The sequence below is a fragment of the Streptomyces sp. NPDC051569 genome, assembly GCF_044454085.1.
Taxonomy (GTDB): domain Bacteria; phylum Actinomycetota; class Actinomycetes; order Streptomycetales; family Streptomycetaceae; genus Streptomyces.
This window is the reverse complement of record NZ_JBITDJ010000002.1, coordinates 25,956-45,846: the sequence shown is the minus strand read 5'-3', so window position 1 is coordinate 45,846 and position 19,891 is coordinate 25,956. Positions and strand designations below refer to the sequence as shown.

Here is a 19,891-nt window from a genome sequence, read left to right as displayed (position 1 = left end):
CCACCCGGGGCGGGGGCCTGCCGGGGGTCCGTCAGCTCGTCCGTTCAGAGGTCTGTCAGCTCGTCCGCATAGATCTTCGACAGCGGCTGCGGGCCGATGTACTGCTGGCAATTGCACTGCCGGCGCTCGTACCGCAGCGGCTTCTTGTTCTCGTCCCACTGCACGGGCACCTCCACGTCCTCGTGGCACCTGCCCTGGCGGTCATGCTTCGCGAGGTGGTGCGAGCACCCGCAGACCGGATCCGGTGGCTTGTTGGCTTCCTCCAGGGCGAGCCGCTCCCGCTGCGCCAGCCTGAAGCGCTCGATCCGCCGCTCGTGCCGCGTACGCAGCGCACTGCGCCCCGTCTCGGCCATCCAGCTGAAGCCGCCCACGAGAAAGAAGATGAAAATCCACCAAATCCAGTTCATCCGCCGCCCCTTAGTCCTGAATGGCGCATGCGTTCCCTCTTCAGGATAGGACGGACCGGGCGATAACGGACGCCCCAGTAACCGTCTCAGCGATGCGCACCACCGCCTCTGCGCACCGGAACGGGGTCCAGCAACCGCCCTGACCAGTGCTGATGCCCGACCGCCTGGACAATCCCCAGCACTCCGGTCACCAGGACAGTGACCCCGAGCCCCATCGCGTACACCGTCTCACCCACCGTGACCGACCCCGGCCCGCCCCCGGCCCCGTCCACCGCCCGGGCCATGGCCCACACCCCCAGCAAGCACAGCACGATCGACGGCAGCAGCCAGATCACGCTCCTGCCGTGGGCCCGCACACGGATGTCGGTCAGCGGGTACGGGCCGAGGCCCGCCCACGCGTCCAGCCGCCGCCGTACGGTACGGCCGCCCCGCAGCCAGAAACCGGCGGCGGCCCCGGCCGGGCCCAGGAAGAGCAGCGCGAGGACGAGCGTCACCAGCCCCGTCACCGCGCCCAGACCGCCCGCCGCGAAACCCTGGATCGCCAGCCCCACGGCCGCCCAGCCCAGCACCGCGAGCGCCCCCGACAGCCAGAGCAGCAACAACCGCCGGATCGCGAGACCGCGCCTGGCCAGGGCCACCATGGCCGTATCCCGCTCGGCGCGCAGCGCGTCGTCGTCGGGCCGGACAGCCGCCTCCTCGGCGGGTGGGGGCGGCGGCAGCGGGGAGCGGCTGATCATGCGGCGAGAGTAGCGGCGCGGGGCAGCCGAGAAATCACGGGGTGCGCACACGTGTACGGCGATAACCTCGCTCTCTGCCAAGACCCCGCGCCGCCCACACCACGTCCCGCCCAGGCACCAGGCACCAGGCACCAGGCACCAGGCACCAGGCACCAGGCACCAGGCACCAGGCACCAGGCACCAGGCACAGCGCATCATGCACACCGACGAATCGTGAGGATCCGCCGTGACCACCGAACGTATCGGCCCGCCGGCCGTCGCAGGCGAGCGCGAGATGCTGCGCGGCTTCCTCGACTACCACCGCGCGACGCTCGCGATGAAGACCGAGGGCCTCCGCGACGAGGACCTCCGCCTCCTCTCGATGCCCCCGTCGACGCTCTCGCTGCTCGGCCTGGTCCGGCACATGGCCGAGGTGGAGCGGGCCTGGTTCCGCCGCGTGATCAACGGCGAGGACATCCCGCTCGTATGGTCGCCCGAAGGCGACTTCCAGGCGGCGTACGACGCCCGTACCGCGATCGCCGCCGAGGCCTTCGCCGCCTGGCACACCGAGGTCGATCACGCCCGCAGGATCGAGCGCGAGGCGGAGTCGCTCGACGTCACCGCCTACGCGCCGAGGTGGGAGGAGGACGTGTCCCTGCGCATGGTGATGCTGCACCTGATCCACGAGTACGCCCGGCACAACGGCCACGCCGACCTCCTGCGCGAGGGGATCGACGGAACGGTCGGCGCCTGAGGTCACCCTCGGCGCCCCGCGCCCCGGCCCCGGCGTGTGTCGGACGCGGCCGCCCGGCCGTCCGCGAGTAGCTTCATCGCAGAGGCCCGACAGGCCCCGACGTCCGTCACCTCACCGCCCCCGCCGTCCCGCCGCCCCCTCCTGCCGACCGAGGTCCGCCCATGCCGCCGCCGTCCTTCGCGTACCTGCTGAGAAGGCTGCTGGGAAGTGAGCACTGGCGGCGGCTGCACGTACGGGCCTCGCTCTGGGCCGCACTGATCACCGTGCTGCTTCTGCTCTGCGCGTCCTGGATCATCGTCCCGATCGAGACATCGGCCCCGAAGGCGACCATCACGTCCTTCCCCGACGCCGTCTGGTGGTCCATCGAGACGGCCACGACCGTCGGGTACGGCGACCTGTTCCCCGTCACCGCGTGGGGCCGGGTGATCGCGACGGTGGTGATGCTGGCCGGGATCTCCCTGTTCAGCATCGTGACGGCGTCGATCGCCACCTGGTTCGTCAGCGGCGCCGCCCGCCGCGTGCACCAGCTGGCCACGGTCATCGAAAAGGCCGGCCACGACAGCAGGGCGGACGCCTCGGACGAACTCCGCCAGCTCCACAGCCGCTTCGACCGGCTGGAACAGCTCATCACCACGCCCGGCGGACCTCCCGCCCCTCGGGACTGACCCACGGGCACCCCAGTGACTACCGCCGCTTGACAACAGCATTGGTTGCGGTATTTCAGGCGAATTCGAGGAGTGACCGAATTCGTCATGGGACGGCATGGCTGATCCGCGAAGGCGGTCATGCTCCCGCCGTCGCGGGCCGCCTGATCCGCGCGCTCGCGGAGATCGGCCAGTTGGCCGGCTGGATGGCCTTCGACGCCGCCGACCACGGTCTGGCGCAGCGCTACTTCGCCACGGCGCTGTGGGCAGCACACCAGGTCAAGGACCTGCCTCTGTGCGCCCACATCCTCGGCGACCTCTCCTTCCAAGCGGCAAGCCGGGGCCCCCGCGGACGCACTCGCCCGACATGCTCCATCGGCGCCACCCGGCCGTTAGGGTCGAGATCATGACCGCAGGGGAGCGCGTTGTCGTTGTCGGGGCCGGGGTAGCAGGGCTCACCACCGCTGTCGTTCTTGCCGAGGCCGGGGTATCGGTGCACGTGATCGCCGAGCAGGTGCCCGGCGTCACGTCGCTTGCGGCCGGAGCGATGTGGGGCCCGTATCTGGTCGAGCCGAAGGACAAGGTCGACCAGTGGGGCGGGCGCTCGCTGGAGATCTTCCGCAAGCTGGCAGAGGACCCGACCACGGGTGTCCGGCTCGCCAGCGGCATCGAGGCATCCCGCACGGCTGAAGTCCCCCCGGACTGGGCCGCCACGCTGCCGGGCTTCCGCCCCTGCGAGCCGCCTGAGCTTCCGGCCGGGTTCACAGCGGGATACCGGTTCACGGTGCCGCTCATCGACATGCCCGTCTATCTCGACCACCTCCTGCGTCGGCTCCGCGCCGCCGGGGGAAAGGTCGAGCAGCAGCGGCTTGCCTCGCTCGTCGACGCCGGCCCCGCCTCGGCGGTCGTCAACTGCACGGGCCTCGGTGCCCGCGACCTGGCTGGAGACTCCGCCCTCCGTCCGATCCGCGGCCAGCACGTTGTCGTCACCAACCCGGGCCTGACCGACTTCTTCTCGGAGGACACCGGTTCCTCCCCCGACCTGCTGTGTTTCTACCCCCATGGCGACACTGTCGTCCTGGGCGGCACGGCTGTGGACAGCGAGGGGGAACTCGACTCCGACGACAGAGCTGCGGCCGGTATCCTCGCCCGCTGCGCGGAGGTCGAGCCCCGCCTCGCCCAGTCGCGCGTCCTTGAACATCGGATCGGTGCCCGGCCGACCCGCGCCACGGTCCGCGTGGAGGCGGAGCAGGGGGAACGCGGCACCGTGGTCGTGCACAACTACGGGCACGGGGGCGCCGGCGTCACGCTGTCCTGGGGGTGCGCCGAGGAAGTTGCACGCCTGGCATCCATTGGGTGATCGAGGCGAATTCCTTCAGTTCCTCGGTCTCCAGCGTGATCCCACGGAATTGGGCAGGTCAACGTTTTCGGGGACGTGTGCAGGACGGCCAATGGTCACGTCCGGGTCTCCTCCAGGGGCTGATCAGGTGCCCAATGGCTCATCAGGTGACCTCAGCGCCGTGCGGATACCGTCCGAGAGGGCGTGGACGCGGTCCGGGGGCAGCTGGCCGGGGCCGGTCCTGGTGGCGCGGGGCGTGGTGGACGGCCCGGGGGTCCGGCAGTCGTCGCAGAGGCCGTCCGGGAGCTGGTCCGCCCCGGCCGGGAGGCCGCAGTCCGCGCACTCCGTGACCCGGCGTGGGGGCGGCGGCAGGGGCGGCAGTTTGGCGAGCAGCCGGGCGCGGACGAAGCCGTACGGGGCCGCCACCTCGCGCGGCAGCCCCGCCGTCAGCGCCTGGACGATCTGGGCCTGCCCGGCGCCGCGCTCGAACCACTCCGCCGTGCTGTCCTCCAGCGCCTCGCATTCGGGCTCGGAGAGCGTCAGCCGGGGGTCGATACGGCCGAGCTTGGCGAGGACCTCGTACGCGGCGGTCCGGGATAGCGCCGAAGGCCGTGACCGGGCCTTCGGGTGGGCGGGCACGTCCTCGCCCGCCCAGAAGGCGGTCCACCAGGCGGGGTTGCGGGCCGTCCTCGACCAGTACGTACGCCACACCCAGCGCAGCACGCCGTTGACGCCCGTGACGCCCTCGCGCCGGCGGCACAGATGTCCGGCACCGGCCAGGCCGTTGAGGATGGTCCGCAGGGCGCACTGACCGTAGTCGGCGATCTCCTTCGCGAGGGTCTTCACCGAGAGGTCGGAGCCTTCGGACAGCCGGTCGATGTATTCGGCGACCGCCTGCTCACGCTTGGTCAGGCGTTCGAAGTCGCTTGCCCGCCGGGGGCCTTGGGAGGGTACGAGCCGTTTTCCGAACCCCGGATTGGCGCGGGGGTGGGCGTGCGGGCGCGGGGCGGGATTAAGCTGCTGAACAGCCATGGGGACCTCTGTGTTAGATCTCGGTGGTCAGACCCCTGCGCGGTGCGCTAACACCGCGTGGGGGTTGCTCTTTTGGGGCGCACGCTACACGTTCGCGGCGCAGCGTGGCGACCCGATCACGAAAAGTCATCCCGCCTGGCCGGGGCGGCCCGTTCCGAGCCCGTTCCCAGCGGTCCCGAGCCCGTTCCGGGCTGAACAGGGTGGATGGGTGGGTGGGTTCAACCTTCCGCCCCTTCCTTGGAGAAAGTGGCTCGTGTCCCGAACTCCGAAGCTCAAGGGACGAGCCGGACCCCGCCGCGACCCCCGCCGGGCGCGTTCCGGCGTACTCCTTGAGCTTCGGGCGTCGAACGTCGGACGGCCGTAAGGCCGTAAGGCCGTAAGGCACCACCGCTCTCGCGTTTCAGCCCTCAGCCCTCAGCGTCAACCGTCTCGAAGCGCCAGCGGTGCGCCGGGCGGGCGATCAGGGCGGGCTCAGGGTCAGGGAGCTCGGGGACCTCGGCGTCGTACGGGCCCTCCCACCAGGTGATGACCAGGACGCGGTCCTGGGGCGCGCGGAGGAGTTCGTGGCGCTCAGGGGCGCTCGACAGCTCCCGTACACGCGCCCGCGCCCACTCCAGCAGCTCCGCGCCCCGGCCCGGAGCCGCCTTCGCCTCCCACATCAGGGCGACCGTCATACGTTCCTCACGCGTTGCTCAGCGCTGCTCGACGGGCTTCTCACGCGTACAGGTTGTCCTTCGCCAGCTCGTGCAGGTGGTCGTGATCGTGCGCGTGGTCATGCGTGTGGTCGGCGCCCGGCACGTGCGGTTCCGTCACCGGCAGCGACGAGTCCGCCGACAGCTCCCAGTCCGACGCCGGCCGGTTGCGGGCCACCATCTCCGCGCCCAGCGCCGCCACCATCGCGCCGTTGTCCGTGCACAGCCCCGGGCGCGGGACGCGCAGCCGGATGCCCGCCCGTTCGCAGCGTTCCGCCGCGAGCGCGCGCAGGCGCGAGTTCGCCGCCACCCCGCCGCCGATCATCAGATGATCGACGCCCTGGTCCTTGCAGGCGCGGACCGCCTTCCGGGTCAGTACGTCCACCACCGCCTCCTGGAAGGACGCCGCCACATCCCGTACCGGCACCTCCTCGCCCGCGTTCCGCTTCGCCTCGATCCACCGGGCCACCGACGTCTTCAGACCGGAGAAGGAGAAGTCGTACGCCGCGTCGCGCGGGCCCGTCAGCCCACGCGGGAACGCGATCGCGGACGGGTCGCCCTCCCGCGCCAGCCGGTCGATCACCGGACCGCCCGGGAAGCCCAGCTGGAGCACCCGCGCGATCTTGTCGAACGCCTCGCCCGCCGCGTCGTCGATCGTCGCGCCCATGGGCCGTACGTCCGACGTGATGTCGGGCGCGAGCAGCAGTGACGAATGCCCGCCGCTCACCAGCAGCGCCATCGTCGGCTCGGGCAGCGGGCCGTGTTCCAGCTGGTCGACGCAGATGTGCGAGGCCAGGTGGTTCACGCCGTACAGCGGCTTGCCGAGCGCGTACGCGTACGCCTTCGCCGCCGAGACACCGACCAGCAGCGCGCCCGCCAGCCCGGGACCGGCCGTCACCGCGATCCCGTCCAGGTCGCGGGCGGAGACCCCGGCCTCCTTCAGCGCGCGCTCGATCGTCGGCACCATCGCCTCCAGGTGCGCGCGGGACGCGACCTCGGGCACCACACCGCCGAAGCGCGCGTGTTCGTCGACGCTCGACGCGATGGCATCGGCGAGCAGCGTCGTCCCGCGCACGATGCCGACGCCCGTCTCGTCGCAGGAGGTCTCGATACCGAGGACGAGGGGTTCGTCAGCCATGGGTCTCAGTTCCTTGTGCGTGAAGTCCTTGTACGTGGAGGCGCATGACGAGCGCGTCGACGTTGCCCGGCTGGTAGTAGCCGCGCCGGAAGCCGATGGGCTCGAAGCCGAAACGCTCGTACAGCTTCTGTGCCCGGATGTTGTCGACCCGTACTTCGAGCAGCACCTCCTCGCATTCGAAGGCGGTGGCGTGCTGGAGCAGGTCGGTGAGGAGGCGGGCGCCGAGGCCGGTGCCCCACTGGTCGCGGGCGGCGGCGATGGTCTGTACGTCACCGAGTCCGCCGGCGGCCGCGAGTCCGGCGTAGCCGACGATCCGGTGGTCGGTCCGGTCCTCCGCCACGACGTAGCGGCGGGTGGCCCTCGGGCCGCGCGCATGGGCCAGCTCGGACCAGAACATGCCCGGCGACCAGGCATCCTCGGGAAAGAGCTCGTGTTCGAGCGCGAGCACCGGCTCGATGTCCCACCAGCGCATCTCGCGCAGCGCGGCGGCGTCCGTGGCCGTGTCCGTCACGGCGGTCCCGTCGGTCACTTCGGGGTGACCACCTTGTAGTTCTTGGGCACCTGCGCGTCCGGACGGCGCAGGTAGAGCGGCACCGGTGGCAGGAGGGTCTGGCCGGCCGCGAGTCTCTCGGCGGCGAGTGAGGCGAGCGCGGCGGCCGACTGGTGCTCCGGTCCCCGGGCGTCCGGGAACGTGTCCGGGTAGAGCAGCGCCCCGGCGCCGACGGCGGGCAGACCGGCGACCAGTCCGGCGATGTCGGCGGGCCGGTCGACGGCCGGGTCCGTCAGGCGGGTACGGGCATCCGCGTACCGCGCCCAGTAGACCTCCTTGCGGCGCGCGTCGGTCGCGACGACGAACGGCCCGTCGATGGCGCCCGCGGCCTCGGAGGCGTACGCGAGACCGTCCAGGGTGCTCAGCCCGTGCACCGGCACCCCGAGCACCGAGCCGAAGGTCAGCGCTGTGACGAGTCCCACGCGCAGTCCCGTGTACGGTCCCGGCCCGACGCCGACGACCACGTCCGTCACGGCCTCCAGTTTCAGCCCCGCCTCGGCGAGGACACGGTCGACGGCGGGCAGCAGCAGCTCCCCATGGCGGCGGGCGTCGACCTGACTCTCGGCGGCCAGGACGGAGGAACCGTCGTGGAGAGCGACGGTGACGGCGGGCGTGGCGGTATCAACGGCGAGCAGAAGCACGCAAACAGCCTACGGCTCCCAGCGCCGGGGCACGGCGCCCCGTCCCGTCATCCGGCTGCTGCTAACGTCACCTCGAAGTCATACGTACGAGAGGTGGATCAAGGTGTCCAGGAGCAGCTCGGGAATCGTGGCCGGGCTCACCGCGGCGGCTGTCCTCGCCGTCGGTTTCCTCGCCTATCAGGCGTCGGCGAACGTCCCCGACACTCTCGGGAAGCCCGCGACACCGAGCACGGCTCCCTCCGCCTCCCCCTCCGGCGCCCCCGCGCCGAAGCCGAAGAACCCGCTCACCGTGCCGGCGGAATCGGGCACGGGTGCGCGGGTCGTCTACGCGCTGGGCGACCGTCGGGTGTGGCTGGTGGACGACGAGGACCAGGCGACGCGGACCTTCCCGGTGATGCCGAGCACGGTCAGCCCGAAGCCCGGCTCGTACGCCGTCTCCTCGCGCACCGGCGAGGTTCCCGGCTCGGACGGGGTGCCGATCGAGCACGTCGTGCGGTTCGCGAACGTCGACGGGGTCTCGGTCGGGTTCAGCGCGGCGGTGGACGGTTCGATGGCGAGCCCGGACCCGACGCTGCGGACGGGCGGGGTCCGCATGAAGCGGGCGGACGGCGACGCGCTGTGGTCGTTCGCGACGATCGGCTCGAAGATCGTCGTCGTTCAGTAATCGCTGGGCAGTTCAGTGATCGCCGCGTTCGGCGGTCGCCGTGCCGGAGCACGCGCTACGCGGCCTCGCGCCGCGACGCGCGCTCCCCGGCGTCCGTGGACGGCCACTCCGGCGGCGTGGACAGGGCCGAAGCGGCCGCGCACGACCGCAGCAGGTCCCGCATGGACACGGAGGCGCGTGCCGCCGATGCCGCTGCCGTCACTGACGCCGCTGACGAAGCCGACAGCACGGGCGACGCGGGCGGGCACTGCGGACGCGCTTCGCGCTCTGGCGCCGACATGGATGCCTCCTGGGGCTCCGGGGGCAGGCGTGGTTAGGTAGACCTAACCAGGTCTCGGTATCCATGTGACCACGCGCGGCACGGCACGCGCAACATTTTGCCGACGTCTTGTCGGAACGTTCGGAACGGGCCGCCGCACCAGGGGCGCCCGAGCGCCTGCCCGGAGCCGTATCAGCGCTCCAGCGACCCCAGATCGGCGTCCGACCAGCGAGCGCCGACACCGGTCAGCGTGACCGTCCGCCGGTCGTCGTCCGTGGCGCCCACGACGCGGTCGATCACCACATGCAGCCGGTCGTCGGACAGCTCCTCGACCTTGCCGTCGCCCCACTCCACGACGACCACGGAGTCCGGCAGCGAGACATCGAGGTCCAGGTCCTCCATCTCGTCCAGTCCCCCGCCGAGCCGGTACGCGTCGACATGGACCAGCGCCGGGCCGCCCGACAGGGACGGATGTACGCGGGCGATCACGAAGGTCGGGGAGGTCACATCACCCCGGACGCCGAGGCCCGCGCCGAGGCCACGCGTCAGGGTCGTCTTTCCGGCGCCGAGTTCGCCGGTGAGCATCACCAGGTCGCCGGGGCGGAGCAGCGCCGCGAGCCCGCGGCCCAGCTCCCCCATCCGCTCGGGGGAATCGACGGTGATGACGTGGGCGGCGGAGCGAACCACGTCCGCGTGCGCCGCGTCCGCGTGCGCCGCGTCCGCGTGCGCCGCGTGTGTGTGAGCGTGAGCTGCGTGTGCGTGAGCTGCGTCGGGTGCGTCAGCTGCCGGGCTGTGCGGTGCTTCCATGCGTGCCAACGTTAGTCTCTGCCGGCACCGCACCCACCCGTGCCAGCAGGTCGGCGAGCCGGTCCGTGACGGCTTCCGGGTGCTCCAGCATCACCAGATGCCCGGCGTCCGGCACGAGGACGAGTTCCGCGTCGGGCAGCAGGTCGGCGATGGCCTCGCTGTGCGAGCTGGGGGTCACCAGGTCGCTCTCCCCGGCCAGTACCAGCGCCGGGACCTCCAGGAAGACCGAGAGCGCCCGCGTCTTGTCGTGGTCGGTGAAGGCCGGATAGAACTCCGCGACGACATCGATCGGGGTGGACTCGATGAGCCGCTCGGCGAACCGTACGACGGCGGGATCCACGTCCTTCGAGCTGAAGGAGTACCGCTTGATCAGCCCCGCGAAGAGATCGGCCGTGGCCCGCCGCCCGCGCTCGACCAGATCGGCCTGCGAGCCGAGCACCTTGAGGACGCCGGGCAGCACCCGGCGTACGGCGTTCACCCCCGCGACCGGCAGCCCGTAGTTGACCTCGCCGAGCCGTCCGCTCGACGTGCCGACGAAGCCGACGCCGACGACCCGGTCCCGTACCAGCTCCGGATACCGGTCGGCGAGCGCCATGATCGTCATACCGCCCATGGAGTGGCCCACGAGGACCAGAGGCCCTTCGGGGGCCGCCGCCTCGATGACGGCCCTGAGGTCGCGCCCGAGCTGGTCGATGGTGACCGGCACGGCGTCCGGGCCGCGCTGGGCGACGCCCCGGCCAGAGCGGCCGTGGCTGCGCTGGTCCCAGTGGACGGTACGGACGATTCCGCGCAGCGCGGCGCGCTGGAAGTGCCAGGAATCCTGGCCGAGGCAGTAGCCGTGGCTGAAGACGACGGTGACGGGCGTGGGGGCGCGCCGCCCGAAGAGGCGCCGGCGGCGGGGAGCGGAAGCCGTTGTCCCGCTACCGGCGGGAGCTTCGGGGTCGACCTCGTCGATCTCGTAGTACAGCTCCGTACCGTCGTCGGCGAGGGCCGTGCCCGGAGCGCCGCGCAGTGCGCCGTACGGTCCCGTGGAGTCGAGCGCGAGCCGCGCCTTCCTGCGCATGCCGCGCCCGACGGTCAGTCTCTCGATCGCGACACCGGCGGCCGCACCGGCGGCGATCACGCCTATCGCGGCGCCCGCGACGCCCGCCCGGCGCCAGGTGCCGGTGGCGTTGGCCGCCGCCGTGGCCACCGCGACGACCGCCGTGGCCGCCCCGTCCCCCGCCGCGCTGCTCTCGCTCACCGTGCGCTCCTCGTCGCTCTGTCCGGGCTCTTCCCCGTCGGGCTGGGCTTCACCCGGAGATGATCACTCGGGCCGCCCGTCGAGCCGCTCTTCCGGCCGCTCGTTCCGATAGACGCGCGGGACGCGGGAACCGATGCGTGTGACGATCTCGTACGCGATGGTGTCCGCGGCCCGCGCCCAGTCCTCGGCGGTCGGCTCGCCCTGGTCGCCGGGGCCGAAGAGGACGGCCTGGGCGCCCGGCTCCAGCGGGTCGCCGCCGAGGTCGACGACGAACTGGTCCATGGCCACCCGCCCGGCCACCCGCCGCCAGGCGCCGCCGACGAGCACGGGCCCCCGGTCCGAGGCGTGGCGGGGGATGCCGTCGGCGTAACCGAGCGGGATGAGACCGAGGGTCGTCTCCTCCGGGGTGCGGTAGTGATGCCCGTAGCTGACGCCGTGGCCGCCGGGGACCCGCTTGACCAGGGCGACGGACGCCGAGAGCGTCATGACCGGCCGCAGGCCGAAGTCCTGAGGGGTACCCAGCTCCGGGCTGGGCGAGATGCCGTACATCGCGATGCCGGTCCGTACGAGATCGAAGTGCGACTCGGGGACGGTGAGTGTGGCCGGCGAGTTGGCGATGTGCCGGACCTCGGGCCGCACGCCCGCCTTCTCGGCGTACGCCACCATCTCGTGGAACACGTCCAGTTGGGCGGCGATGGAGGGGTGCCCCGGCTCGTCGGCGCACGCGAAGTGCGACCAGAGGCCGGTGACATCGACCTCGCCCGCGTCCTGCGCGGCGAGGGCGGCGGCGACGAGCTCGGGCCAGTCGGCGGGCTGGCAGCCGTTCCTGCCGAGGCCCGTGTCGGCCTTGAGCTGGATTCGGGCCGGGCGCCCGGCCTCGCGCGCGGCGGCGGCCACCTCACGCAGGGCCCACATAGCGCTCACCGACATGTCGAGATCGGCCTCGATGCCTTCCCGCCAGGGGTCGCCCGGTGTCCAGAGCCAGCACATCACGCGGCTCCGGATGCCCGCGGCCCGCAGCGCGAGGGCCTCGTGCGGGGTCGCGGTCCCCAGCCAGGTGGCCCCCGCGTCGAGCGCGGCGCGCGCGACGGGCACCATGCCGTGCCCGTACGCGTCGGACTTCACGACCGCCATCAGCGCGGTGCCGGGTCCGGTGCGTGAGCGGAGCGCCCGCACATTGCCCCGCAGGGCAGCAAGATCGACCTCGGCCCGCGCCCTGAGGCCCGCCGAGGTGTGGGTCGCCGATGTCTGAGTCTTTCCGGTCATCGCGCCCAGTCTCTCAGAGCGGAGGCTGGGCGCGCTGACATGGACGGGGTCGGGTCAGAGAGGGTCAGAGAGCGCGCACCTGAGCAGCCTGCGGCCCCTTGGGTCCCTGCGTGACGTCGAATTCCACCCGCTGATTCTCCTCCAGGCTGCGGTAGCCGCTCCCGACGATCTCGGAGAAGTGGACGAACACGTCCGGCTCGGTGGTGTCCTGCTGGATGAACCCGAAGCCCTTTTCGCTGTTGAACCACTTCACGGTGCCCTGTGCCATCGTCGGTCTCCTTCGAGCAGTCAGGTAGCGACCCCGCCAGACGTACCCAACATGCGGGACGACTGAAACGTCACCAACCCGGCAAACCCTCCGGAGGCACTCCGTCCCGGGCGAACTGTGTGCGAACCCCCGGCGGACCGGAGCCAGGCCCACGCCGGAGCCAGGCCCGTGCCGAAGACCTCCCGCCCTACCGGCCGCCTACCGGCCCTCCGGCTGCCGCCCCTTCACCTACCGGCTCTCCGCGTACGTGGCCCCGACGTCGCGCCACGCCGCCGGCAGCGCCCCCGCGACATCGTGCGCCGCCACCGGGGCGCCCGTGGACGCCAGCCGGGCCGCCAGGCCGTGGAGGTAGGCCGCCACCGATGCCGCGTCGCGCGGCGCGAGGCCCGTGGCCAGGAGCGAGCCGGCCAGCCCCGAGAGGATGTCCCCGCTGCCCGCCGTGGCCAGCCAGGGCGTGCCCGTCGGGTTGACCCGGACCGGGACCGCCGGGTCGGGGTCGGCGACCAGCGTCGTGGAGCCCTTCAGCAGCACCGTCGCGCCGTACCGCGCGGCCAGTTCCCGTACGGCCGTCAGCCGCCCCGACTCGACCTCCTCGCGGTCCACCCCGAGCAGCGCGGCGGCCTCGCCGGCGTGCGGGGTGAGCAGGGTCGGGGCGTGACGGGCGCGCACGGTCGCCGGGTCCAGCAGCCGCAGGCCGTCCGCGTCGACCAGCACCGGGACGTCCGAGGCCAGTACGTCGGCCACGCCCGGGCCCTCGCCGAGGCCGGGGCCGACCGCCCAGGCCTGCACCCGGCCCGCCTCCGACGGCGGTCCTTCGTGCACCAGCGCCTCCGGGAACCGCGCGATCACCGCGTCGCCGCCGGGCCCCACGTACCGCACCGCGCCCGCGCCGCCCCGCAGCGCGCCGGCCACCGCGAGCACCGCCGCACCCGGGTAGCGCGCCGATCCGGCGACGATGCCGACGACACCGCGCCGGTACTTGTCGCTCTCCCCGGTCGGCCGGGGCAGCAGCCGGGCCACATCCGCGTGCTGGAGCACTTCCAGTTCGGGGAGGGACGGCAGATACGGTTCGAGGCCGATGCCGACGAGCCGTACGGCCCCCGCGTGCTCGCGCGCCGGATCGATGAGCAAGCCCGGCTTGTACGTTCCGAACGTCACCGTCGCGTCCGCGCGCAGTGCCTCCCCCGTCACCTCGCCGCTGTCCGCCTCCACCCCGCTCGGCAGATCGACGGCCACGATCACCGCGCCCGAGCCGCGCGCCGCGCGCGCCACCGGCACCGCGTCGGGCCGCAGGCCGCCGTGCCCGCCGATGCCCGTGATGCCGTCCAGGACGAGGTCGGCCACCGCCAGGACCTCGAACGGGTCGTCGGCCACCCGCCCGCCCGCACCGAGCAGCGCGGCGAGCCCGCCCGCGTGCGTGCGGTCGGGCGCGAGCAGCACCGCCGAGACCCCGGCGCCCCTGCGGGCCAGCCGGGCCCCGGCGTACAGCGCGTCACCCCCGTTGGCGCCGCTGCCGACGAGCAGGACGACCCGCGTCCCGTACACCCGCCCGAGCAGTCCGGCGCAGGCCGTGGCCAGCCCGGCGGCGGCGCGCCGCATGAGCGCGCCCTCCGGCAGCCGCGCCATCAGCTCCCGCTCGGCGTTCCTCACCGTCTCCACGCTGTACGCGGTACGCATACGCTCCACCGTCCTCGGTTCAGCCTTCGGCCGTTCGGCCATCACCCGTGTGCCCCGGGCCCGCGCGGCCCCCACCCGTACACACCCCGCCGTTCACACCCCGCCCGCGCCGCCCGCCCGCGCCGCCCGCCGGTCGTGCCCCCGCCCGTTCAACCCTCGGCGATCACCACGGCGGACGCCACTCCCGCGTCGTGGCTGAGCGAGACGTGCCAGCTCCGTACGCCCAGCTCGGCCGCGCGGGCCGCCACCGTCCCGCGCACCCGCAGGCGCGGCTGCCCGCTCTCCTCCACGTACACCTCGGCGTCCGTCCAGTGCAGCCCGCCGGGCGCCCCCAGCGCCTTCGCCACGGCCTCCTTGGCGGCGAACCGCGCCGCCAGGGACGCCACTCCACGCCGCTCACCGCTCGGCAGCAGCAACTCCCGCTCCGAGAACAGCCGGTCGGCCAGCTGGGGGGTGCGCCGCAGCGACTCCCCGAACCGGTCGATCGCCGCGACGTCGATCCCCACCCCGATAATCACGCGATCCTCACGTCCACTTCCGGTCTCACTCCACTGTCACGGACTTCGCCAGGTTCCTCGGCTGGTCCACCTCATTGCCGCGCGCCGTCGCCAGCTCGCACGCGAACACCTGCAACGGCACCGTCGAGACCAGCGGCTGGAGCAGCACCGGCGTCGCCGGGATACGGATCAGATGGTCCGCGTACGGCACCACCGCCTCGTCCCCCTCCTCCGCGATCACGATCGTGCGCGCGCCCCTGGCCCGGATCTCCTGGATGTTCGACACGATCTTGTCGTGCAGCACCGAGCGCCCGCGCGGCGACGGTACGACCACCACCACCGGCAGATCCTCCTCGATCAGCGCGATCGGACCGTGCTTCAGCTCGCCCGCCGCGAACCCCTCGGCGTGCATGTACGCCAGCTCCTTGAGCTTGAGCGCACCCTCCAGAGCCACCGGGTACCCCACGTGCCTGCCCAGGAACAGCACCGTCCGCTTGTCGGCGAGGGAGCGCGCCAGGGCCCGTACCGGCTCCATCGTCTCCAGTACCCGGTCCACCTGCACCGCGATCCGCGACAGGTCCCGGATGACGGCCCGGATCTCGTCGCCCCACTTCGTACCGCGCAGCTGCCCCAGATAGAGCGCCACCAGATAGCAGGCCACCAGCTGGGTCAGGAACGCCTTGGTCGAGGCGACGGCGACCTCCGGACCCGCGTGCGTGTACAGGACCGCGTCCGACTCCCGGGGGATGGTCGACCCGTTCGTGTTGCAGATGGCCAGCACCTTCGCCCCCTGCTCGCGGGCGTGTCGCAGCGCCATCAGCGTGTCCATGGTCTCGCCGGACTGCGAGATCGCGATCACCAGCGTGCGCGGGTCGAGGATCGGGTCCCGGTAGCGGAATTCGCTGGCGAGCTCCACCTCGCACGGCATCCGGGTCCAGTGCTCGATGGCGTACTTCGCGATCAGCCCGGCGTGGAAGGCCGTCCCGCACGCGACGATGACCACCTTGTCCGCCTCGCGCAGCACCGACGCCGGGATGCGCACCTCGTCGAGGCGCAGCGAACCCTCCGCGTCGATCCGCCCGAGAAGCGTGTCGGCGACGGCCTTCGGCTGCTCGGCGATCTCCTTGAGCATGAAGTAGTCGTAACCGCCCTTCTCGGCGGCGGAGGCGTCCCAGTCGACGTGGTACGAGCGCACCTCGGCCACCGCGCCGGAGAAGTCGGTGACGCTCACGCCGTCCCGGCGCAGCTCGACCACCTGGTCCTGGCCCAGCTCGATCGCGGAGCGGGTGTGGGCGATGAACGCGGCGACGTCCGAGGCGAGGAAGTGCTCGCCCTCCCCGACCCCGACCACCAGCGGGGAGTTCCGCCGGGCCCCCACCACCACATCCGGCTCGTCCGCGTGGACGGCGACGAGGGTGAAGGCCCCCTCCAGGCGCCGGCACACCTGGCGCATCGCCTCGGCCAGCTCCCCGCAGGACGAGAACGCCTCCGCGAGCAGATGCGCCACCACCTCGGTGTCGGTCTCCGACTCCAGCTCGTGCCCACGGCCGGTCAGTTCGGCCCGCAGCGCGGCGAAGTTCTCGATGATCCCGTTGTGTACGACGGCGACGCGTCCGGCATTGTCCAGATGGGGATGGGCGTTGACATCGGTCGGACCGCCGTGGGTGGCCCACCGGGTGTGCCCGATCCCGGTGGCGCCGCTCGGCAGCGGCCGCTCCACCAGCTCCTTCTCCAGATTGACGAGTTTGCCGGCCTTCTTCGCCCCGGCCAGCCCGCCGTCGGCGAGTACGGCGACCCCGGCGGAGTCGTAACCCCGGTACTCCAGCCGCCTGAGGCCCGCGATGACCACATCGAGCGCCGACTGGCCGCCGACGTAACCCACGATTCCGCACATACCGTCCCCTTCATGGTCGTCCCCACCCGCCGGAACGCATCGTCGCAGAATGCGCACCGGCCCTCCGGGACCCTGCCGCCGCGCGGCGGGGACGGTCCGCCCAGGCCACCCCCGGCCGCCGCCCGGACGGTACGGCGACGACAATGGCGGGGTGATCAGTTCGCCGCCACGAAGCGCCCCCCGTAAGGGCGAGCACGGGCCCACGCCCTATGTCGACCTCACCCGCTCCGAATGGAGCGCGCTGCGCGACAAGACGCCGCTGCCCCTCACCGCCGGGGAGGTCGAACGGCTGCGCGGCCTGGGCGACGTCATCGACCTCGACGAGGTCCGGGACGTCTACCTGCCGCTCTCCCGGCTGCTCAATCTGTACGTCCAGGCCACGGCCGGCCTGCGCGGCGCCCTGAACACCTTCCTCGGGGACGCGGGCAACGGCCACGGCGCGCAGCGCGGCACCCCGTTCGTCATAGGGGTCGCCGGGAGCGTGGCCGTCGGGAAGTCGACCGTGGCCCGCCTGCTGCAGGCACTGCTGGCGCGCTGGCCCGAGCATCCGCGCGTCGAGCTGGTCACCACGGACGGCTTTCTGCTGCCGATGAAGGAACTGAAGGCGCGCGGGCTGATGGCGCGCAAGGGCTTCCCGGAGTCGTACGACCGGCGCGCCCTGACCCGGTTCGTCGCCGATATCAAGGCGGGCAAGGACGAGGTCACCGCGCCCGTCTACTCGCATCTGATCTACGACATCGTGCCCGGCGAGCTGCTCACCGTACGGCGGCCCGACATCCTCATCGTCGAAGGGCTGAACGTGCTCCAGCCCGCGCTGCCGGGCAAGGACGGCAGGACCAGGATGGGGCTCGCCGACTACTTCGACTTCAGTGTGTACGTGGACGCCCGCGCCGAGGACATCGAGACCTGGTACCTCAACCGGTTCCGCAAGCTGCGCGAGACGGCCTTCCAGAACCCGTCGTCGTACTTCACGAAGTACACCCAGGTCTCCGAGGAGGAGGCCCTGGAGTACGCCCGGACGACCTGGCGGACCATCAACAGGCCCAATCTGCTGGAGAACGTGGCTCCGACGCGCGGCCGCGCCACGCTGGTGCTGCGCAAGGGCCTGGATCACAAGGTCCAGCGGCTGTCGCTCCGCAAGCTCTGACGGCCCGGCACCCCGCCGGCCCCGGGGCACCGGTGCCCGTAGGGCACAGCGAGCGCGGCCCTCACAGAGAGCCGCCGGCACAGACACGTGGGGGCCGGCCCGAATCGCACCGGGCCGGCCCCACACGCGTCAGAACGGTCTCTAGCCCAGCGCCGACTTCACGACGTCCGCCAGCCGGCCCGCCACCGACCTCGCCTGCTCGATGTCGGCCGCCTCGACCATGACCCGCACCAGCGGCTCGGTGCCGGAGGGGCGCAGCAGGACACGGCCCGTGGAGCCCAGCTCGTGCTCGGCCTCGGCCACGGCGGTGGCCAGCTCCGCCGAGGTGTTCACCCGCGACTTGTCGACGTCGGGGACGTTCACCAGCACCTGCGGCAGGCGCCGCATGACGCCCGCGAGGTCGGCCAGCGTACGGCCCGTCGCGGCGACCCGCGCCGCGAGCATCAGACCGGTCAGCGTGCCGTCGCCGGTCGTCGCGTGGTCGAGGACGATGACGTGGCCCGACTGCTCGCCGCCGAGGGCGTAGCCGTGCTCCTTCATCGACTCCAGTACGTAGCGGTCACCGACCGCCGTCTCGACGAGGTGGATGCCCTCGCGCTCCATGGCGATCTTGAAGCCGAGGTTGGACATCACCGTGCCGACGACGGCGTCGCCGCGCAGCGTGCCCGCCTCGCGCATCGCGAGGGCCAGGACGGCGAGGATCTGGTCGCCGTCGACCTCCTCGCCCGCCGCGTCCACGGCGAGGCAGCGGTCCGCGTCGCCGTCGTGGGCGATGCCGAAGTGCGCGCCGTGCTCGACGACCGCGGCCTTGAGCGGGCCCAGGTGCGTGGAGCCGCACCCGTCGTTGATGTTGAGTCCGTCCGGCTCCGCGCCGATCGTGATGACCTCGGCACCGGCGCGGGCGAACGCCTCGGGCGAGACCCGGGCGGCAGCGCCGTGCGCCTCGTCCAGGACGACCTTGAGCCCGTCGAGCCGGTTCGGCAACACCCCGATCAGGTGTGCCACATAGCGATCGAATCCTTCGTCGTACGCGTGCACCCGGCCGACGCTCGCCCCGGTCGGCCGCTCCCACGGCGCGCCGGTGCGGTGCACCGTGTTCTCCAGGTACGCGGCCTCGATCCGGTCCTCCAGCTCGTCGGCCAGCTTGTGGCCGCCGCGCGCGAAGAACTTGATGCCGTTGTCGGGCATGGCGTTGTGGCTCGCGGACAGCATCACGCCGAGGTCGGCGCCCAGCACGCCGGTGAGATACGCCACCGCGGGGGTGGGCAGCACACCGACGCGCAGGACGTCCACACCCGCGCTCGCGAGGCCCGCCACCACGGCGGCCTCCAGGAACTCACCGGACGCGCGTGGATCACGCCCGACCACCGCAGTGGGCCGATGCCCCTCGAACGTCCCCACCTCAGCGAGCACATGCGCCGCCGCGACCGACAGACCGAGCGCCAGCTCGGCCGTCAGATCGACGTTGGCGACACCGCGCACGCCGTCCGTGCCGAAGAGTCGTCCCACAGCTCTCCCTCCGAGAACGCCCGGGCCCAGAAGCTGAAGCTGATGACCCCGAGCGAAAAAGCTCCGAAAATGCAAAGTTTTGAGCGCCTGATGCTGTTATACGCCCGTGTCAGGCGATAAAACGAACGCCCCGGCGGCACGGGAGTGCCGCCGGGGCGTTCGGGTGCCGAAAAGGCTGTGAAGCCTGTACCGGCCAGCGAGCGATTAACGCTTGCTGTACTGCGGGGCCTTACGGGCCTTCTTCAGACCGGCCTTCTTACGCTCGACGGCGCGGTCGTCGCGGCTCAGGAAGCCGGCCTTCTTCAGCGTGGCGCGGTTGTTGTCCACGTCCGCCTCGTTCAGCGAACGGGCCACACCGAGGCGCAGGGCGCCGGCCTGGCCGGAGACGCCGCCACCCGAGATACGGGCGATCACGTCGTAGCGGTTGTCGAGCTCGAGCACCTTGAAGGGCTCGTTGACTTCCTGCTGGTGCACCTTGTTGGGGAAGTAGTCCTCAAGGGTGCGACCGTTGATCTTCCACTTGCCGGTGCCCGGAACGATCCGGACGCGGGCGATGGCGTTCTTGCGACGGCCCAGGCCGGCGGCCGGCTGCGGGTCGCCGAAGCGGGACGCCAGCGACTCGGAGGTGTACTCGCCCTCGACGGGGGTCTCGGACTCGAAAGTCGTCACCTCGGCGAAGGTCTCTTCGCCCTCGACGGGGGTCTCAACAGTGGTCTCGGCCACGATGCTCCTCAGATTTCTTTTCGT

21 protein-coding genes and 1 pseudogene are annotated in these 19,891 nt (G+C 72.1%); 6 read left to right on the top strand and 16 right to left on the bottom strand.

The genetic code is table 11. From position 1 onward, the window contains the following. Positions 1–44 precede the first annotated feature (44 nt). Together ACIBAE_RS03210 and ACIBAE_RS03205 are read right to left on the bottom strand one after the other, a co-directional pair. Positions 45–407, bottom strand: coding sequence for a hypothetical protein (locus ACIBAE_RS03210; protein WP_399282054.1), 363 nt, complete (start codon positions 405–407; stop codon positions 45–47). A gap of 86 nt (positions 408–493) precedes the next feature. Then, a complete protein-coding gene (locus tag ACIBAE_RS03205) occupies positions 494–1,144 on the bottom strand; it encodes a hypothetical protein (protein WP_399282053.1) in 651 nt (216 codons plus the stop codon). 226 nt (positions 1,145–1,370) lie between these two features. Here ACIBAE_RS03205 and ACIBAE_RS03200 point away from each other — a divergent pair, with 226 nt between their 5' ends. The 4 genes and pseudogenes from ACIBAE_RS03200 to ACIBAE_RS03185 all read left to right on the top strand — a co-directional run bounded on the left by ACIBAE_RS03200 (position 1,371) and on the right by ACIBAE_RS03185 (position 3,881). After that, positions 1,371–1,877, top strand: coding sequence for a DinB family protein (locus ACIBAE_RS03200; protein WP_399282052.1), 507 nt, complete (start codon positions 1,371–1,373; stop codon positions 1,875–1,877). A gap of 161 nt (positions 1,878–2,038) precedes the next feature. Next, positions 2,039–2,542, top strand: coding sequence for a potassium channel family protein (locus tag ACIBAE_RS03195; RefSeq protein ID WP_399282051.1), 504 nt, complete (start codon positions 2,039–2,041; stop codon positions 2,540–2,542). Positions 2,543–2,643: 101 nt separating this feature from the next. Continuing rightward, positions 2,644–2,908 (top strand): annotated as a pseudogene (locus tag ACIBAE_RS03190) (transcriptional regulator); the annotation flags it as partial. Between the two features lie 19 nt (positions 2,909–2,927). Then, positions 2,928–3,881 carry an FAD-dependent oxidoreductase gene (locus tag ACIBAE_RS03185; protein WP_399282050.1) on the top strand — a complete coding sequence of 318 codons (954 nt, stop codon included), beginning with the start codon at positions 2,928–2,930 and terminating at the stop codon, positions 3,879–3,881. Positions 3,882–4,004: 123 nt separating this feature from the next. Here ACIBAE_RS03185 and ACIBAE_RS03180 read toward each other — a convergent pair whose 3' ends face one another. The 5 genes from ACIBAE_RS03180 to tsaB all read right to left on the bottom strand — a co-directional run bounded on the left by ACIBAE_RS03180 (position 4,005) and on the right by tsaB (position 7,913). After that, positions 4,005–4,892: a hypothetical protein gene (locus ACIBAE_RS03180; RefSeq protein ID WP_399282049.1), complete on the bottom strand. Its 888-nt coding sequence runs from the start codon at positions 4,890–4,892 to the stop codon at positions 4,005–4,007. Positions 4,893–5,299: 407 nt separating this feature from the next. After that, on the bottom strand, positions 5,300–5,566 hold the full coding sequence (locus tag ACIBAE_RS03175; protein ID WP_399282048.1) for a hypothetical protein: 267 nt from the start codon (positions 5,564–5,566) through the stop codon (positions 5,300–5,302). A 40-nt stretch (positions 5,567–5,606) separates the two neighbouring features. Then, the gene (gene tsaD, locus ACIBAE_RS03170; protein ID WP_399282047.1) at positions 5,607–6,722 is read right to left on the bottom strand and encodes a tRNA (adenosine(37)-N6)-threonylcarbamoyltransferase complex transferase subunit TsaD; all 1,116 of its coding nucleotides are present in this window, start codon (positions 6,720–6,722) and stop codon (positions 5,607–5,609) included. Continuing rightward, entirely contained in the window at positions 6,715–7,194 is a 480-nt protein-coding gene (gene rimI / locus ACIBAE_RS03165) for a ribosomal protein S18-alanine N-acetyltransferase (RefSeq protein WP_399282553.1), read from the bottom strand. Before rimI ends, tsaD begins: the two co-directional genes overlap by 8 nt. Positions 7,195–7,247: 53 nt before the next feature. Continuing rightward, entirely contained in the window at positions 7,248–7,913 is a 666-nt protein-coding gene (gene tsaB / locus ACIBAE_RS03160; protein ID WP_399282046.1) for a tRNA (adenosine(37)-N6)-threonylcarbamoyltransferase complex dimerization subunit type 1 TsaB, read from the bottom strand. Between the two features lie 103 nt (positions 7,914–8,016). On the opposite strand from tsaB, the gene ACIBAE_RS03155 reads away from it, so the two are divergent. After that, entirely contained in the window at positions 8,017–8,577 is a 561-nt protein-coding gene (locus tag ACIBAE_RS03155; protein WP_399282045.1) for a L,D-transpeptidase, read from the top strand. A gap of 451 nt (positions 8,578–9,028) precedes the next feature. Here ACIBAE_RS03155 and tsaE read toward each other — a convergent pair whose 3' ends face one another. The 7 genes from tsaE to glmS all read right to left on the bottom strand — a co-directional run bounded on the left by tsaE (position 9,029) and on the right by glmS (position 16,488). Beyond that, positions 9,029–9,643 carry a tRNA (adenosine(37)-N6)-threonylcarbamoyltransferase complex ATPase subunit type 1 TsaE gene (tsaE, locus tag ACIBAE_RS03150; RefSeq protein WP_399282044.1) on the bottom strand — a complete coding sequence of 205 codons (615 nt, stop codon included), beginning with the start codon at positions 9,641–9,643 and terminating at the stop codon, positions 9,029–9,031. Continuing rightward, a complete protein-coding gene (locus tag ACIBAE_RS03145) occupies positions 9,615–10,886 on the bottom strand; it encodes an alpha/beta fold hydrolase (RefSeq protein WP_399282043.1) in 1,272 nt (423 codons plus the stop codon). Before ACIBAE_RS03145 ends, tsaE begins: the two co-directional genes overlap by 29 nt. Positions 10,887–10,949: 63 nt before the next feature. Then, the gene (alr, locus tag ACIBAE_RS03140) at positions 10,950–12,152 is read right to left on the bottom strand and encodes an alanine racemase (protein WP_399282042.1); all 1,203 of its coding nucleotides are present in this window, start codon (positions 12,150–12,152) and stop codon (positions 10,950–10,952) included. 64 nt (positions 12,153–12,216) lie between these two features. Beyond that, positions 12,217–12,420 (bottom strand): cold-shock protein, encoded by a 204-nt coding sequence (locus ACIBAE_RS03135; RefSeq protein ID WP_399282041.1) that lies wholly within the window; start codon positions 12,418–12,420, stop codon positions 12,217–12,219. Positions 12,421–12,648: 228 nt separating this feature from the next. After that, entirely contained in the window at positions 12,649–14,097 is a 1,449-nt protein-coding gene (locus tag ACIBAE_RS03130; protein ID WP_399282040.1) for an NAD(P)H-hydrate dehydratase, read from the bottom strand. A gap of 149 nt (positions 14,098–14,246) precedes the next feature. Further along, positions 14,247–14,615: a holo-ACP synthase gene (locus tag ACIBAE_RS03125; RefSeq protein ID WP_399282039.1), complete on the bottom strand. Its 369-nt coding sequence runs from the start codon at positions 14,613–14,615 to the stop codon at positions 14,247–14,249. 25 nt (positions 14,616–14,640) lie between these two features. After that, on the bottom strand, positions 14,641–16,488 hold the full coding sequence (glmS, locus tag ACIBAE_RS03120) for a glutamine--fructose-6-phosphate transaminase (isomerizing) (RefSeq protein ID WP_399282038.1): 1,848 nt from the start codon (positions 16,486–16,488) through the stop codon (positions 14,641–14,643). 151 nt (positions 16,489–16,639) lie between these two features. On the opposite strand from glmS, the gene coaA reads away from it, so the two are divergent. After that, entirely contained in the window at positions 16,640–17,635 is a 996-nt protein-coding gene (gene coaA, locus ACIBAE_RS03115) for a type I pantothenate kinase (RefSeq protein ID WP_399282036.1), read from the top strand. A 141-nt stretch (positions 17,636–17,776) separates the two neighbouring features. Here coaA and glmM read toward each other — a convergent pair whose 3' ends face one another. Together glmM and rpsI are read right to left on the bottom strand one after the other, a co-directional pair. Continuing rightward, the gene (glmM, locus tag ACIBAE_RS03110; protein ID WP_399282035.1) at positions 17,777–19,144 is read right to left on the bottom strand and encodes a phosphoglucosamine mutase; all 1,368 of its coding nucleotides are present in this window, start codon (positions 19,142–19,144) and stop codon (positions 17,777–17,779) included. Positions 19,145–19,348: 204 nt separating this feature from the next. Continuing rightward, on the bottom strand, positions 19,349–19,867 hold the full coding sequence (rpsI, locus tag ACIBAE_RS03105; RefSeq protein WP_399282034.1) for a 30S ribosomal protein S9: 519 nt from the start codon (positions 19,865–19,867) through the stop codon (positions 19,349–19,351). Between the last annotated feature and the right edge of the window lie 24 nt (positions 19,868–19,891).